At 50.5% G+C, this 16,628-nt stretch carries 13 protein-coding genes; 6 read left to right on the plus strand and 7 right to left on the minus strand.

Translation table 11 applies throughout. The features are described 5' to 3' along the window. On the minus strand, positions 1–2,581 hold a 2,581-nt coding region (locus LRP54_RS05935; protein WP_231235363.1), incomplete at its 3' end, for a hypothetical protein. A 437-nt stretch (positions 2,582–3,018) separates the two neighbouring features. On the opposite strand from LRP54_RS05935, the gene LRP54_RS05940 reads away from it, so the two are divergent. After that, complete coding sequence (locus LRP54_RS05940; RefSeq protein WP_231235364.1) at positions 3,019–3,876, plus strand: YwiC-like family protein; 858 nt, start codon at positions 3,019–3,021, stop codon at positions 3,874–3,876. 70 nt (positions 3,877–3,946) lie between these two features. Here the strand turns inward: LRP54_RS05940 and hisC are convergent, their stop codons facing one another. Further along, a complete protein-coding gene (gene hisC / locus LRP54_RS05945; RefSeq protein WP_231235365.1) occupies positions 3,947–5,002 on the minus strand; it encodes a histidinol-phosphate transaminase in 1,056 nt (351 codons plus the stop codon). Between the two features lie 293 nt (positions 5,003–5,295). On the opposite strand from hisC, the gene LRP54_RS05950 reads away from it, so the two are divergent. Continuing rightward, positions 5,296–5,676 carry a phage holin family protein gene (locus LRP54_RS05950; protein WP_231235366.1) on the plus strand — a complete coding sequence of 127 codons (381 nt, stop codon included), beginning with the start codon at positions 5,296–5,298 and terminating at the stop codon, positions 5,674–5,676. 90 nt (positions 5,677–5,766) lie between these two features. On the opposite strand, the gene LRP54_RS05955 is transcribed toward LRP54_RS05950, so the two are convergent. Further along, positions 5,767–7,533, minus strand: coding sequence for a hypothetical protein (locus tag LRP54_RS05955; RefSeq protein ID WP_231235367.1), 1,767 nt, complete (start codon positions 7,531–7,533; stop codon positions 5,767–5,769). A gap of 34 nt (positions 7,534–7,567) precedes the next feature. Further along, a complete protein-coding gene (locus LRP54_RS05960) occupies positions 7,568–7,852 on the minus strand; it encodes a hypothetical protein (RefSeq protein WP_231235368.1) in 285 nt (94 codons plus the stop codon). Between the two features lie 311 nt (positions 7,853–8,163). Here LRP54_RS05960 and purB point away from each other — a divergent pair, with 311 nt between their 5' ends. After that, complete coding sequence (gene purB / locus LRP54_RS05965) at positions 8,164–9,633, plus strand: adenylosuccinate lyase (RefSeq protein ID WP_231235451.1); 1,470 nt, start codon at positions 8,164–8,166, stop codon at positions 9,631–9,633. Positions 9,634–9,911: 278 nt separating this feature from the next. On the opposite strand, the gene LRP54_RS05970 is transcribed toward purB, so the two are convergent. Continuing rightward, on the minus strand, positions 9,912–10,823 hold the full coding sequence (locus LRP54_RS05970; RefSeq protein WP_231235369.1) for a hypothetical protein: 912 nt from the start codon (positions 10,821–10,823) through the stop codon (positions 9,912–9,914). Then, a complete protein-coding gene (locus tag LRP54_RS05975; protein ID WP_231235370.1) occupies positions 10,810–12,219 on the minus strand; it encodes an alpha/beta hydrolase in 1,410 nt (469 codons plus the stop codon). The genes LRP54_RS05970 and LRP54_RS05975 overlap by 14 nt, the downstream gene beginning before the upstream one ends. A 303-nt stretch (positions 12,220–12,522) precedes the next feature. On the opposite strand from LRP54_RS05975, the gene LRP54_RS05980 reads away from it, so the two are divergent. The 3 genes from LRP54_RS05980 (at position 12,523) to LRP54_RS05990 (ending at position 15,610) form a co-directional block, all read left to right on the plus strand. After that, positions 12,523–12,804 (plus strand): metal-sensitive transcriptional regulator, encoded by a 282-nt coding sequence (locus tag LRP54_RS05980; RefSeq protein WP_231205774.1) that lies wholly within the window; start codon positions 12,523–12,525, stop codon positions 12,802–12,804. A gap of 19 nt (positions 12,805–12,823) precedes the next feature. Further along, a complete protein-coding gene (locus LRP54_RS05985) occupies positions 12,824–13,063 on the plus strand; it encodes a heavy-metal-associated domain-containing protein (protein ID WP_231205773.1) in 240 nt (79 codons plus the stop codon). Positions 13,064–13,153: 90 nt separating this feature from the next. After that, positions 13,154–15,610 (plus strand): HAD-IC family P-type ATPase, encoded by a 2,457-nt coding sequence (locus LRP54_RS05990; protein ID WP_269212781.1) that lies wholly within the window; start codon positions 13,154–13,156, stop codon positions 15,608–15,610. A 48-nt stretch (positions 15,611–15,658) separates the two neighbouring features. On the opposite strand, the gene LRP54_RS05995 is transcribed toward LRP54_RS05990, so the two are convergent. Beyond that, entirely contained in the window at positions 15,659–16,558 is a 900-nt protein-coding gene (locus tag LRP54_RS05995) for a glycosyltransferase family 2 protein (RefSeq protein ID WP_231235371.1), read from the minus strand. Between the last annotated feature and the right edge of the window lie 70 nt (positions 16,559–16,628).

The following is a 16,628-nucleotide window of genomic DNA, read 5'->3' on the forward strand; positions in this document are numbered from 1 at the left end:
CCACCGAATACCGATAAAAAACAGAACCACCCAAATCCTGAGCAGGAGCAGACAAACTCCACCCATGCCCATCCAAAGACACCGACTTCTTCGGAACCAACTCCGCCGGAGGAGTAAAGCGGATGTTCATAGTTGATGCCATAAATCGTTCGGTAGTGTTACCGTCTTCATCTATGTCATTAGTATCTGTAATAGGCCAAGCATTCCAAGTATTGCCCTCTGGCTTCACCAAATCATTGTTATCCCACAACGTGTAATAGGTGATGATATTGGGTCGCGGGTTCATTTCCGCGTACAGTGTCGTATCCAAATCAAAACTAGATTGCACACCTAGAGAACGCCAGTCACCGTTTCCGTAACGTGACTCAACATCACCATAGTTATACACCAGCGCGGTACGACCCGTATTCTTAAAGTTCGGTACAATAGTTGGTTCAATCGGCTTCGGTAAAGGGCGACCATACATCGACGAACCTGTCGTGCGCAGATAATTCACACCCGGAGGCAACACCACAATCTGACGCAGATTTTTGACGGGTTCTTCTAAAGTGCCCCATATACCAGAGACACTCGAATTCACATGAAAATTACGCACACGCCCACAATTTTGCGGCGTAATAGTCGCAACCGTCAGATTCTCGCCACTCGAATCCCTCTTATTCTCACAATTCTCATACACAATCCACGCATTGGAATCTGTGTTGCTATCTGGTGGTCGAGAAATTCTGTTCCGGTTTGATTCAAAACCACTGAACATGGCCACTCTAGGAGTAATCCCGTCGATGTAAACATAGTTATTAGCGCGATCCTGTGGCTTTTCTGCCACCCTAACAACATCGCTATTCACACTACCCAGTGAGGCTTGAGCATCAGCATCATTAATATAGGACTGGCGCCCTTGATAGCCTTCTGCCTTCCATTTTTCCATTTCAGTCGCTACAGGATAGGCAGTCACAACGAAGCCATACGCCTGATTATCCATTTCCAACGGTGTGGCGAAAGCTAAACGCAGGGCTTTATACTGACGCTGCTTGTCATCAATATTGACAGACTGACCTATTTTTAGGTCACGGGCAAGCTCAACCTCAATATTATCATCCTTCACACCATACAAAACATTGCCCATCGCATTAAATTGTGCGATCGCTTGATCTCTGGTGAGGGAATTACCGTTGAAAACAAAACCAGTCTGGTCGTTAATCTTAAAGGTGTTGTAGTACAGCCTAGAGTCAAGCCCGTAATCACGGACCTCACGGAAGTAGCTCTTGATACCTGTACCCGAAATGGGTGTCGCATTGGTATCCGCTCTTTTGTTATTGGTGTTGGAAATATTGAAGACCCAACGAATTATATCTTTTTCTGGATCTGAAGGATCAACAGTAACCTGCTCACCCCTACGATAAAGTTTTTCAGCGTAGTAGATGAAATCTGGCGTGTGCACCCATTTAGCGAGATTCGACTGGCCTTCTGCTAAGACCGGTGGTGGTGGTGGTGGCGGCGTGTACAGAACGGGACGGAATACAACTGAATCGCTGACTTCCGGTAACTCGTGTTCGGTAGCTAAACCAGGATCGACGGTTGCAACCATCTTATTGACATGTTTTAGCTGTTCAGTCTTAGTGGCATCCGTGTACACGGTGGCGTTATTGAACCTCAAATAAATGGTCGCCATGTAACCACCACAGAGCGCGTGATAGTTCACCGGGCCTTCAAACGTGGCACTATGAGTCTCCGGATCATACTTCCACCAAGGGGAGTTAGGAGACAGTGTTGCTTCTGCAGGTAATTTATCGACAAATTTCACTTTTGTCGGCTTAAGGAGTCCCAATCCGGGAGGCGCTCCTGTACCCGTCGGCTTCACGCACATGTCATATCGAAGATCCCTGTTCCAATCCGCAGGTGTGTGCGTATCATCCTGATCGCGAGTGTATCTAAAATCTGCTTGACTAAAAAACACTCCCCTTGGGTTCTCGCGTCGTATATCCCAGCTATATGTGCTAGTTGTTGACGCGATTTTACGCGGCTCGTATTGATCCAATGCTTTCGCGGTGAAAGTGACTGAATCTTCCTTGATGACCTCACCGTCTTCGCCAATCAGCTTCCACGTAGGAGTAACCGTGAAACCAGTGCGGGTGACCTCATTTTTGAAACGGAAAGAAAATGGAACCGCTGTTTTCAAGCCACCCGTGATTTTGTCGAAAGTATAGTCAATACACCATGCATCATCTGTGGTCCGACGGGCTGAACCTTGCGCCTGCGAAGAATCCACATAACCTGGCTCCTCCAAGTAAGATGCGCGCGGTACACACAGTTCAAGTTTGGCATTCGGAATATTCACGCCCGTACCCGAAGCATGAAAGTTCGGGTACACGGAAATTGTTTCGCCCGACCAGTATTCCAGTTTTTTCTCGCGCCCCTGCGCGGAATCAACCGTGTCAAGAACCAGTTTCAGGTTCTGAGTATCTTCGGCATAGGCGACATTCACGCCAGGTAAATTCTGCAGTAAAGGCGGAACCAATACTGCAAAAGTTATAGCAATAGCTACCAAAGATATACGGATACGACGGGCTACTTTATACATAAAAATAAAGGGTACGACTACCCCCCCCCCGCCCTCAACAGTTATAAAAATTTCAAATAATGCTATCCTACAAAAACAGGCGAAACCACAAAGCAAAAAACGGCTGATTTCCAAGCAAAAGAAAAAGTCATCCCCCCCCCCGCCTCAATTTATTTATTGAAAATCACAGCTTATGTCAGGGCATAAACAGCGTATATGAGACACTAAAGAACCCTTTTGAATACCCCGCTCTTACCCGCTCGCACAAAAATAACGCCCCTCATCAGAAAAATTCAGTCCACAAACAGCACGACAGGAAACGGCGCAGGCTACCGTGGCACAGAAGTTTCCCACAGACACCTTGTTTCCCCTCACAACTATGCATATAGTGAATTAACGAACTACGTTCACAATCAAGTACCCAGATAAACACCCTCGCTAGCCGGAAGAAAAACCCAATGCCCATCACACGCAACCTACGCGCGCACGGATGGATCCCCGACCAGCACGGCGCATGGCCTATGGCCTTAATACCCCTGTTCCTTGGAATATACGCAAGCGAAGCACAAAGTATCCACCTGCTACTGAGCGCAGCATGGCTGACAGCTTTCGCTCTCTTTCACGTCACCGAATTATGGGCAAAATCAGCGCCACGACGAAAAAAACGTATCACCCCTGCCCTCATATTCTGGCTCATTGCCACTGGCACACTTGGCACACCGTTACTGTTCCTTGCTCCCACGCTGCTACTGTGGGCGCCACTGTTCCTCCCGCTTGTGTTCACCGCCGCATGGGGGATCTTCAAGAAAAACTCGCGCTCACTCCTTGTGCGCACCACAACTATCATCGCCTCATGCCTTATGAGCCCTGTCGCATACACACTGGGCGGCACATGGCAGCGAACCGAGGACCTCACACACAGCAGCACGCATCTTGCTGCGCAATGGTTCAGCGAACTAGCCGGCACAAAACAAGGAACGTACTCTTGGCTCATCGCTTGTATATGCGCCGGGTATTTCCTGGGAACTGTCCCCTATGTGCGTTCGTTGATACGCGGGCGCGGTAACATCCGCTGGATTATCACTACCGGCCTATGGCACATACTTGTCCTTTGTACGTGGCTATTCCTATGGATGCGACACTATGCGCATTGGAGCCTCGTTATCTTAGGGTGTGCGCTCCTTGCGCGCGGCTGCGTTATTCCTTTGAAAACACAAGGTGGCAAGCCCCTGCGCCCAGCAGTTATTGGCATCAGTGAAATCGTGTTCTCGGCGCTACTGATTGCTGCCCTCATGCTGAGCCACAGCTTGACCTAAGTCGGCCGCCACTCAGCCCAGATCAGACCATAGCTTGCCATTGTTTTTGCAGGCTACCCATCGTCTAAAATCAAGCGAAATATTCGGAGGCCACAGCTAAAAGACGATTGTTTTGCTCGCGCGTCCCCACCGTCACACGCACTCCCTCAGGAAAAGGACGCACAACTAAACCAGCACGTTCACATGCTTCAACAAAGGAAACATCACAGCCCGGCAACCAGTAGAAATTTGCTTGAGTGTCAGGAACCGGCACCCCTAGTCCACGTAAAGTCGTGACGATACGTTCACGTTCAGCCACAACCTCATCAACACGCTCACGCATATCCTGCTGGTGTTCTAAAGCAGCACGCGCCGCAGCTTGAGCGACCGCTGACACCCCGAAAGGCACTGACAGCGCACGCATTGCAGCAATTAAATCCGCGTGGGCAACCGCATAGCCCACACGTAATCCCGCCAAAGCATACGCCTTAGAGAAAGTACGCATCACCAACACGTTCGGATACTGTTCAATCAGCGGGATTGCCGTTCGCACCTGCGGGTCAGTTGCAAAGTCAATGTACGCTTCATCAACGATGACTAGGACATGCGCGGGAACGTGGCGCACAATATTTTCAACCTCAGAGCATGACAGTGCCGGACCTGTGGGGTTATTCGGTGTACACACAATAAGTGCCACTGTGTGAGGTGTGACAGCAGCGATCATTGCTTCTATATCGTGTTCCCCTGTTTCTGTCAGGGGAACGGGAACGGCTTTCCCACCTGAGGCGGGCACAGCAATCGGATACGATTCAAAACTACGCCACGGGAAAATTACTTCCGCATTCGGAATACACACTGCGGATAGTGCTGCTAGAAGCACAGCGGATGAACCTGTTCCCACGCATATGTGCTCAACCCCTACCTTGTGGTGTTCAGCGAGCGCCGCGGTCAGGTCCGTTGCCGCCATATCCGGGTATCGGTTCGGGGAGGCGAGGGCAGCAATCGCCGCGTCAATTACATGAACTGAAGGTGGGTACGGCATTTCGTTGGAAGATATTTTATCTGCGCCTACGATGGAGCGGCCTGGGATGTAGCGGGGAAGCGAAGCAACTTCTGCGCGTAAAGGAACGGTGAAAGGATTATGCATATATCAGTCCTACCGTACTTATTAAGCACTTTCCTGATGTAGACGCACTGTGATATGCATAGGTGCAACGGGCCGGCTTTCCTTTTTCATCGTGGGATGCTCGCCCTAGGTTAAGCGATGCTATGCGACGAATACGAGCCTTTATTCATCACGGCGAGACTAGAAGTAGAGGCAAGAAAGGGTGCGACACACCTAACGCACTCAGCATCCGTAGAACTCTCAAGACACCAAAACGGTCAGCACGCACAGCAGCTCACAGAGCACACCACCGCAGGAAGTGACACACTAGCGTTATGAGACTTATCGTTCGACTTATCGGCACCATGTGCGGTATCTGGGCTTCAGCTTCTTTAATATCAGGTATCCATGTTGGGGATAGTGCAACATTGTCGGGGCATCTTTTACTGCTTGCCTGCATTGCGGTAGTTATGACCTTGGTGAATAGTATTGTGCGGCCTTTAGTAAAAATTCTGGCTTTCCCGTTGTACATCCTCACTTTCGGTTTATTTGCTTTGGTGACAAATGCGGTTGTATTTATTGCTGCCAGCAAAGCCGCAACCTTACTTGGTTTACCTTTCGTTGTGGATACTTTCGGAGCTGCTTTATTAGGCGGTACATTAACTGCGGCGATCACTGCTATCGCAGTTGCGATTCTTGGGAAAGAAAAAGACTGATATACAGGACACGTTCGTTATAGCCCAGCACATGTTATAGGTACATGTTATATTCGACGCTTTCTGTGACCTGGCAGGTTTTAGGACCTGCTATGTTGAGGGTCTGATACGTTGCGTGTCGAATATGTGGGAAATCGTTACCGTGTCATCAGTAAAGTTCAAGTTCTTTTGCCTGGCATCTAACCATTCCTGCACTTCCACAGGAGCGCGTGAGCCATGTGATTCACGTTCACAATGCTCAAGAGCTTCCACGTACACAGATAAGTCATGTGCAAATACTGGTTTCCCGTCCAGCGTTCGCCCATCCAAAGCCTGACCATCAAAATGTAGGGTCGCGGAGCCTTCATTCCAATGATTAGCGGTTCCATCTAAGGATGGGACGATATCGCGCGTGTTTTCTAAAGCAAGCATCCTTACCCCCTCGCCAGGAATAACACCTCCTGTTGGGGAGCCTACCGCCAAAGCAGAAACCACGTGATACCGACGTAAAACATCTGGTTCACTGGCTAACTGTCCCACAATGATTCCGGCTTGTGAATGACCAACAAATTCAACAGGGTCACCGGAGCGAATCCCCGCCATATCCATTGCTGTCAGGACAGCTTGACGTTGATCTGAATTTTGCCCTGCAACTGCTTGTAAATTCGACAGCATATCCTGTGGGTTACTTTCACCGGGCAACCATTTTTGCGTTCCACGAACAATAACACTCCACGACTTTTTACCGGAAAGTCCCCGATGCTCCAGCACTTCAATTTGCCCTGTATCGCTGCCTTCTTTCAATGTGGCTATTCTGCGTAGAGCATCCGTTGCTTGACGAGGCGTTTTCACAGTCACGGGGTCACGTCCAACAGGTCCGGGCTTCCTTAGCTCCACGCTGGCAGGCAGTCCCGCTCCTGAATCAGATGCCCCCGCGATCACCGAAAGCAATGGGAACATTGCGCCCGTTCCCGGAACATAGGTCAAAGCCACAGGGACAGACCCATCCCCCGAACCAACCCATCGTGTCTGACTTGCCTTATTATGCGCGCCTCGTCCTGTACTCACGCGAACACCGTAACTCGGCCCTGAAAATAACGCCCCTAAACCGGCATACCATGAGGCCGCTAGAGCTGCTGCTGAAGCAATCTCACGGTTACCCACATAACTACCCTCATGACGTCCCGGTGGAACAAAATACGCAGTGTCGTAATCAATACGCCGCCCAATGGCTGCCATATCTAATTCTGCTCGTAAACCCACAGACCCATCCCCCACACCGGTAGCAAATTCACTGGCATGGTGAATGAGAGAATTTATTGTGCCCGTACCCCACAGTAATCCGCCAGCCAGCCACATCCTCACGTGGTCAGTACATAGAAAAGGGGAAAAGGGCGAATTTCCCCGCATAGATTGCGCCTGATCTGAACCTATAGGCGCACCTGTGGGAATGTTGTTCTGTCCCGTATGAGGGCTGAAAGTTCCCACATTCCACGTACTCGGCTGCTGGGGGCCAAATTTTTTCCATACACATTCAAAACGGGCTGCATCCCCTTCAGCAGCAATAAAAATTAAAAGAGCACGCAGCAGGTTTCCTTGGAAAACCTCAATATCCCTAGCGCATTGTGTGACATCAAGTATCGCGTTTTCTAAAGCTGTTTCACTGCAATACTCCTCGTAATATCCGCTGTTAAGAGCAGAGATTTTCTCACGTGCGCTTTGGATACTTCCGACGGCGCGAAGCAGTATGTCCTGAGCCTGCCGCATGTCAGAGCACCTGAAAGTTAAATCATCTGTATTGACCTGAGTATGCGCAGAGGTAACAACCACATGGTCAAGAAAAGGGTCGCCTATCGAATCGTCTATCGGGTCACTCATGGGATCACACTCATGGGATCATTCATCTGTGCCGTCATCGTATAGGAACGGTGTACAGGTTACTTAAAGACGCTGCCTCAATACGCTCATACAAAGCGCTTTGTGCATCAAGGTAGCGGTGAATATTCTGTATGCGCGTATTCGTTCGATCAATATGTGCGCACATATCCTGCATAACCATTCGCGCACGGTCGGCTGTACTTCCTTTCCACGTGGGAAAATCATCCCTCGCAATCAATTGCGCAGCCTCATGCAATAAATCAGAACCATGCTGCACATGCTGATAAACGTCCTCAAGACATCCAATAAATGAGTACATCTTTCATCCCTTTCATCCGTACCTATCAAAAGGCACGCAGAACACCCGTAGCATCCTGTATTGCCCTGAAAATCCAGACATTTCACTGATCGCACCGCCTAGGCGCTACCACAGCATCCGACAGCTTAGGCACGCTTTTACGCCGTATCATCCCCGCGCTGGTGACCTGTGGATAACTTCTCCCGCGCTTTTTGATCCTGGGGATATGCGGCATCCCATCTTGGGGATATGAGATATTCGCAGATAGAGGATCCTCACACATCTTGTGGATGGCCCTTCTGTCACATGGTTTTGTCTGGAATGATGGAGTTATGAGCGCAGCGTTAATTTTTTCCCCAGTAGACGGTTACACAGATCTATCAACCATTGGTGAAGCATTATCACCTCTGGATGGGCGTTACCGTCCCGTTGTTCACGCACTATCAAACTATCTGAGCGAAGCGGCTCTGAACCGTGCTCGCATCCACGTGGAAATCGAATGGCTCATCCACCTGCTTGATACACAGGCACTACCGGGCGCTCCCACACTCACTGACGCTGAACGCGACTACCTGCGCGCACTTCCACGTGCTTTTGGGGCAACACATATTCAACGCCTCGCAGAAATCGAAGCCGAAACACGTCATGACGTGAAAGCAGTTGAATACCTCATCGGTGAATACATGCGTGAAGCTACCAAAGTTTTAGGTGACAGCACTCATTTACCGGAATTAACTGAGGTCGTTCATATTTTCTGCACCTCAGAAGACATCAACAACCTTGCATACGCGCTGACCATCCGTTCCGCCGTCACAAATGAATGGTTACCTGCCGCTGCACGACTCACTGACCGTTTAGTTGAACTTGTAGACGCTGGCGCACACACCCCCATGCTGGCGCGCACGCACGGCCAACCCGCTACCCCCGTCACTATTGGTAAAGAAATCGCTGTTATCCACCACAGGCTTACTCGTCAAATTCATCGTATCGAACAGACGGAATACCTGGGCAAAATCAACGGTGCTACAGGCACATGGGCTGCTCATGTGATCTCTGTTCCTGAGGCTAACTGGCCTGCAATCACCCGTAATTTCGTTGAAAAACTTGGTTTAACGTGGAATCCTTTCACCACGCAGATCGAATCCCACGATTGGCAGGCGGAACTGTACTCAGATATTGCCCGTTTTAACCGTATTGCGCATAACCTTGCCACTGATTGCTGGTCGTATATTTCCTTGGGATACTTCCACCAGAATCTTTCAGCGCAAGGCTCCACAGGTTCTTCAACGATGCCTCATAAAGTCAATCCCATTCGTTTTGAAAATGCGGAAGCAAATTTTGAGATCTCGTGTGCGCTCTGTGATTCCCTTGCCGCCACTTTGGTAACCTCACGTTTACAGCGTGACCTGACCGATTCAACCACTCAACGTAACATTGGTGTCGCACTGGGTCATTCCGCCTTGGCAATCGATAATTTAGTTCGCGGTTTACGTGGAATCGACATTGATGCGCAGCGCATGTCAGATGATTTAGATACCCAATGGGCTGTCCTTGGTGAAGCCGTGCAGCAAGCAATGCGGGCGGCAGCGATTGCCGGAGCAACCGGTATGGCTAATCCGTACGAGCGTTTGAAAGAACTCACTCGCGGCCATGAGGTGAGCGCAGAAAGTATGCGTGACTTCATTTCTGGCCTTGGTTTACCTGACGCAGTAGAGGCACGTTTACTGGCCTTGTCACCTCATACATACATTGGTTTATCGGAAACGATTGCTCAGTGGGTGCATGAGGATACGCTCTCGTAAGCCCGTACAGGGACACTAGTGCTTGTGTGGACTTAGCGCGTAACGACTTATCTACTTTCGTAAGCTCGTGCAGGGGCACTTGTTTTATGTCCTCCACACATCGGTTTGAGCTGCCCGCCTGAGGCATCACTGCTTCACTGCACCACTACGTCACTGGTTTGTAACTACCCTACAAATGCTTTGCGGGCACTTAACCCGTACCTAGCGGGATGCCTGACACCTACCTTGGGTGACTTAACGGCTGTTTTGCGAGCACCATGCGGATGCTAGCGGTTACCTTACGGGTGCCACAAACGATCTGAAGCGGGAGCACCAAAAAATTCATACAACTGCGTAGGCTGCACAATACCCGTTTCACACCCTAAATCCGTGCAACTGGCACGTAGCTTGCCGTCGCACTGTTCACGTACACGTAAGCATATGGATACGGGGGCAATTTCTGGATTGTCCCATAAGCTACGTAAAACAACATGAGCGGCGTGGATTTCCTCCTCTGTCAATTCCTCATGCCGGGTCATCCGTTCCTCTGATTGAGGGGTAAGTAATTGAGAGGTAAGGCTGGATCCTCCTGCGCACTCATCCTGTGACACCTGTCCAGTATCAGCGCCAATAGGCACGTTATCAGCATCAATAGGCGCAAGAAGTGAAGGAATACTCCCTGTCTGTTGCTCCTGCGTAGATTTTTCCATTGCAAAGGAATCAGTGGAATCATTCATGCGGCCTTGCCTGTGAATCACAATATCAACACTGATGAGATCGGGTTTACCGAAACCTTCACGCACTTGGAGTGCCAGCACCTCCACAGAAATGCCTTCACCTAATTGCGCTGAGGCAATACTGTTTTCCAAATACGTGCCGATACGTTCTGACCTGCCTGTACGCCGCGAGGAACGTAAAGAAGCAAAGGCGGCTCCTGCGCCTAGGGCAAGTACACTCAGCGTGCCAAGTGTCAGCGGATGAGCAATATGCGGGACACGTTTATGTATATTCATACCGGTGTGCTGGCTCACTCGTGGATACGCCTGACCAGAGGCATGATGCTGTGTGCCGCTAAACCTGAGCGAATGAGCATCACCGGGCACATTAGAGCGAGCGCTACCTGTTTCAAGCGACGGTAAACGTGAGAGGAGTTCTTCTGTGCTTTTCTTCAAAGCACCCCATATGTAGGAATGAGGCTCAGGTGTGGTCATGACGACCTCCTTGTCGTTGCGGGACCAGTGTTTCTTCATAGTCCACAGGGGTAAGTGTGCTGCGTTCAAGACGCAAAAACGTATCCCACCTGCTGTTATGCGCAGGTTCGCGGACCTCTTGCCAAATCTCATGAATTGTTACACGAGTGTATTCGCCCGGTTGCGGTAAGAATTGGCGTAATTTTTCTACAGTTCGCGCGACTTTCCCCCACGGCGCAATATCTACTTTACGTTCCAGTAAACGCACAGTTTGAGCGTAGGTTGTAGATGAGTGCGCGTAATACAAAGGGTTATGACGTGGACGCACCAGTTTACGTCCCACAACGACTCTGTGATCTGGGGCGCGCGCCGGTGTTCCATCCATACTGGGAACAACGTCTTGATCGTGTTCCACCGCAACCATAACGACATCGGGCCGTATACGGAATCGTCGCCCTGGGGTGCCTAATGACAGGATCCCTGTGACATTGACTCCCATTTCTACGGGTTCACGTGAAGCTAAAGCGACCGCAACCATTCCGCCTTGGGAATGTCCGCAAATCAGCACTTTTTCTTTGTGGTATTCGTGTTCTGGGATTCCTGCTTTTTTCATTGCTTCATGCAGGGCGCGCAAGACTCCTGTACGCATTGCGGAAGGTAAGCCAAGGATTTCACGGATATTTGATTCCGTGTCGGCTGGGTTAGGCGTGCTTTCCCAGTCCACGTGGTCTGTTCCCGGCAGCGACATAATCCATCGGCGTGACATTTCGTCGCCTACTTGAGTAATTTTTATGGTTGTGCCCTGAGTGTCAGACCAGTACAGGTCGCTGATGTCATGCGCCAGGTCTGTCAGCGTGTGGGGGGTAAGGTAACGTCCAACGTCAGATCGCACATGTTCTGCGGATGGGTCGTCGTTGTCGGGTTGGGTTGAATCGTAAGTGGTCGCGGTGTGTACGTGCCCGCCGCGTAAAAGTCCGACTGCAGTTCCTGTAGTCAGCATGAATGTCATGAATGAGTCATATCCGCGTCGTGGTAAAAGCGGCAGTGTACGGGCTGCCCGGCCGTCGCGGTCTGTTCCTAAAGTTTTTGTTGTCATCAGCCATGTTCGTATAAGCGTTGTGACGATAGCTGAAGTGCGGCTGATTCCACGGATTAAAAGGGTATCCAGTCCCGGGTCGTCAAAGAAAATACGTTGGGAGTGCTCGCTAATATCGTCGCCTAGCTGTGAAGCCCATGTGCGCAGGGTGGCTCGCAGATTTTCAGGAACAATCGCGTAGTCAGCGATCAGTGTGGTGGCTCCTGCGAGAGCCAGTTGTGGGACCAGTGGCGCTAATTTAAGTCCGGCTGTGCGTGCTGCGACGGCGTGGGGGATACGTCGAGGCGTGTAGAAAGGTGATCGTCGTCTGCGTGTAGCCATACTTGTTCTTCCACAAAGGATAAGGCCGGGCACAGGTAGTGCCTTTGTCTGCTCTTATTTCTGATTATCCGTGAAAGAGTCACGTTTTTCAGGAGCTATATCAGTGGGTGGTGTTTTGCTGGGGTCTGGAATATAGGGGTGTGGATTGTCGAGGAGGATATCTGCGAGGTGCGGGCGGAATCATTACTGTGTGTTTCATAGGTTAAATCTATGAGTCTTTGTGTAAGCACAAGAAGCGTAAACATTGACACATATACCCCCTAGGGGTATTCTACATGGTGAGCACCAACTAAAGGGAACAGCATGAGCGGCTACACGCAATCAACAGACCAATACCTCACCCGTTTACGACGTATTGAAGGTCAAGTGCGCGGACTCCAACGCATGATTTCTGAGGACACCTACTGTATAAATATCCTCACACAAATCTCCGCCGCACAGTCCGCACTCGACTCAGTTGCTATTGCCCTCCTCCAAGACCACCTTGCCCACTGCGTTGTACAAGCAGCAAAAGAATCCGAAGAAGCTGGGCGTGAAAAAGTAGAAGAAGCTACCCAAGCTATTGCCCGCCTCATCAAATCCTGACACAGAAAAGGAAAACACCATGCCTATTGATCGAACCGTCGTCCTCCACGTCACCGGTATGACATGCAGCCACTGCGTTGCTTCTATTACCGAAGAACTTGAAGACGTGACCGGGGTCCTCAACATCGAAGTTATCCTGAACTCCGGTGGCACATCACAGGTCACCGTCGTCACCGATCACGGTGTTGATGACCAAGCCCTGCAAGAAGCAGTCACAGAAGCAGGTTTTGAACTCGTCAGCATCCACAGGGACTTCTAAGGAACTCTCGCGCAGATACTCGCTCGCACGAACCTCCACCGACAGTACGTAAATCTAGGGCACACGGCCCACGAAAGCGCGTCTTTACCTATGCCTTCACCCTCATCGCCGCAAACCCATTCACTCCATACACGCCTATGGGTCACTATCCCCCTTACCCTCATCATTGTCACACTGTCAATGATTCCGGCTTTTCAATTCGACTATTACGAGTGGACCGTGGCATTCCTGTCACTCCCAATCGTGACATGGGCGGCCTGGCCTTTTCACCGCGCGGCATGGCGAGCAGGGCGGCATGGATCAACAACAATGGACACCCTTGTTTCGCTTGGAGTGATCGTTACAACCGTGTGGAGCTGGACCGTACTGCTCCTTGGCACCTCGCATGCACACAGTATGCACATGGGGTGGGCTTCTTTCCTGTCAGCCCCTTCAGACTCCCACTACATTTACATTGAAGCGGCTGCAACCATTGTGTGTTTCCTCCTCATTGGGCGCACATTGGAATCACGTGCAAAACACGAGGCCGGGGATGCTTTACGGGCGCTACTTGATATGGGAGCACACAGCGCCACACGTATCACCATTGATCCCGACAACGGGCAACGCTCTGAAGAAAGTATTCCAATAGCTCAACTGCGTGTCGCAGATACCTTCCTGACACGGCCCGGCGAAAAAATTGCCGCCGACGGTATTGTTATTGACGGATTCTCAGCCATTGATGCCTCCATGCTCACCGGAGAATCATTACCCGTCGATGTTCACCCCGGCAGCAGCGTTACCGGAGCAACAATTAACACGTGGGGGACCCTCCTTGTACGAGCAACTCGGGTAGGTAATGACACTGATGTTGCACGCATGGGGAAAATATTAGCTCAAGCTCAAACAGAAAAAGCCCCCGCACAACGACTTGCTGATCGCGTATCCAGTATTTTTGTTCCCGTGGTCCTACTGATTGCGGCCCTAACGTTCTGCGGCCACCTCCTTGTCGGCCATTCACTGTCATTTTCGCTTGTCACAGCGGTTTCTGTCATCGTTGTCGCCTGCCCGTGCGCCTTGGGACTTGCCACACCTATGGCTTTACTTGTTGGATCTGGACGAGCCTCACATATGGGTATTTTGATTCGCCATCCTGAAGTTCTTGAGCGCACACAGCACGCCGATACCGTCATCCTCGATAAAACTGGGACACTCACAACCGCGCACATGACGGTAGAAAATATTTACCTCAATACGGCAAAGACCACTTCTGAGGGAAACAATCTTCCTGAAGGGAAGCTCCTTTCTGAGGACAACATCCTCGCATTAGCTGCTGGTTTAGAGTCTTTTTCCGAACACCCCATCGCACGCGCTATCGTGGCAGCAGCGAAAGAAAAAAACATCACTCCCACGCCGCTGACAGCTTTCAGTAACCATCCTGGTTTTGGCGTATGCGCTATTCATATTGCCGCCGACAACACTCACACAAGGGCATTTCTTGGTCAGCCTTCATGGTTCACTGAACGTGGCCTACAAATCCCAGAGGAACTTGCTGCGCACGCACAACGCGCACAAGAATCAGGAGCTTCCGCTGTTTTCCTTGCCCATATTGACGGGCAGGCAAACCCCGCCCTCAGGCAGGAAGCCTCCCCTACACACGACGAAAACACAACCACCAGCAGAGCAACGCATACCACCGTTGATATGAGTATTCACGGAATGACCTGTGCTTCTTGTGTTCGACGTGTCGAACGTAAACTCGGAAAACTTGACGGCGTTCACGCACTCGTCAACCTTGCCACAGAATCAGCAACCCTTACTCTGACCCGCCCCTACAGTGATGCCGAACTGGAAAAGGTCGTTGAAAACGCTGGATACCAAGGAAAAGTACAGGCGCGGCACACAAACGAAAACATTGATACCTCCGCTGGGCACACAATAAGCGACCTTACACAAACCCCTTCCCTTTTTTTCCCTGAGGACCTCAGTAATGGGAGTATTCAGGCGCTTTTTATTATTCGTGACACCATCAAAGCTCATGCATATGACACGATTGTTGAACTGAAAAACCTAGGGCTACGCCCCTTACTGGTTACAGGCGATAACGAGGGAGCTGCTCATTATGTTGCTAATCAGGTCGGGATTAGTGACGTGTACGCTCATGCGTTACCTGAAGATAAACGACGTATCGTGCAGCAGCTTGAACAAGATGGGCATGTTGTTGTGATGGTCGGGGATGGTGTGAATGACGCGGCCGCCCTTGCTCAGGCACATCATTGCGGGCTAGGGATAGCGATGGGTTCCGGCACGGATGTAGCAAATAACGCTGCTGACATCACGCTTGTCACATCGGATGTGCGGCGAATACCTACAGCCTTGCGTATTGCCCGCGATACTTTGCGTATTATCCGCGCAAATCTTTTCTGGGCTTTTGCTTACAATGTCGCCATGATCCCTTTGGCTGTTGCTGGAATGTTGAATCCTATGATCGCTTCAGCGGCGATGGCTTTTTCTTCAGTATTTGTTGTTCTCAACAGCTTGCGATTAAAAAAATCACCTCGACAATAACCCTGTATCGTTCGTGTCATCGTGACTGCTCTGGAAAGGGCGCCTCACCTATATCACCTGCGCACCCGGAGCATTTGTATCATCTGCGCCACCTAAATCATGATCGACAGATACGCCAGTTTCTTTATCGCGCATGCAGGCTGGCTGAGGATAGGGCGTACCTACCGCTTGCTCACAGCTAAGTTCTGCGCGAGTTCCTGCAAATAAAGGCCGTCGAGTCAAACAGCGTTTAATAATGGACAGCATTACTTCTAACGGGTTTTTTGAACGCCGCGAATCTCTTTCTGTCCCATCAGGCTCATGATGAACAAAACCGCAAGGCATTTCCACAATAGAAAGTCCCGCGTGCAGCACATCCACATCTAAAGCAAATTCGAGTCCTGCGCCTTTTTCGAAGGGCATTGCAATATTCACAGCTTCACGAGTCAAACAGCGTTCTTGTTTAAGTGGTGAACGTGACTCCCAGCCCGTTAAATAACGAATCATTCGTCGCGCCATGTTGTGTGCGGCAGAATGTTCCGGTGGCGTATCACCGCCCAATGGTGGCGTGCCTATCGCACAATCCGCCATACCTGACATGACAGATTCCACCAGCATTGTTGCTTCGACAGCAGATTCCCCAAGATCCCCTGACAGTATTAAAAGTAAACGTTCAGGCCAGTCAGAGTGATCACGCATAGCTGCAACTTTTACGCCTGTTTCAATAGCTGAAGCGCGACCGCGTTCCACTGTGTGTGATACCACTGCTGCACCTGCATACCGCGCAGCCCGCACAGTGTCATCAGTTGAGGCATCGTCAATCACGATAATGAGGTCCACCCCAGGGATAGCTCGGCATGAACGAACAGTTGAAGCAATCACACGTCCCACATTATGCGCAGGAATAATAGCTGCGACTCGTTGCGGCGCTGCAACATTTTCTCTGTACGCCTGACCTGCTCTATTCACACTCTCATGCTAGAACTTCCACGCCAATCCGGCACATCTGTTTCACTCACCTCGCCATCAGAAATCACCG

Source organism: Schaalia sp. lx-100 (genome assembly GCF_021083625.1).
Classification (GTDB): Bacteria; Actinomycetota; Actinomycetes; order Actinomycetales; family Actinomycetaceae; genus Pauljensenia.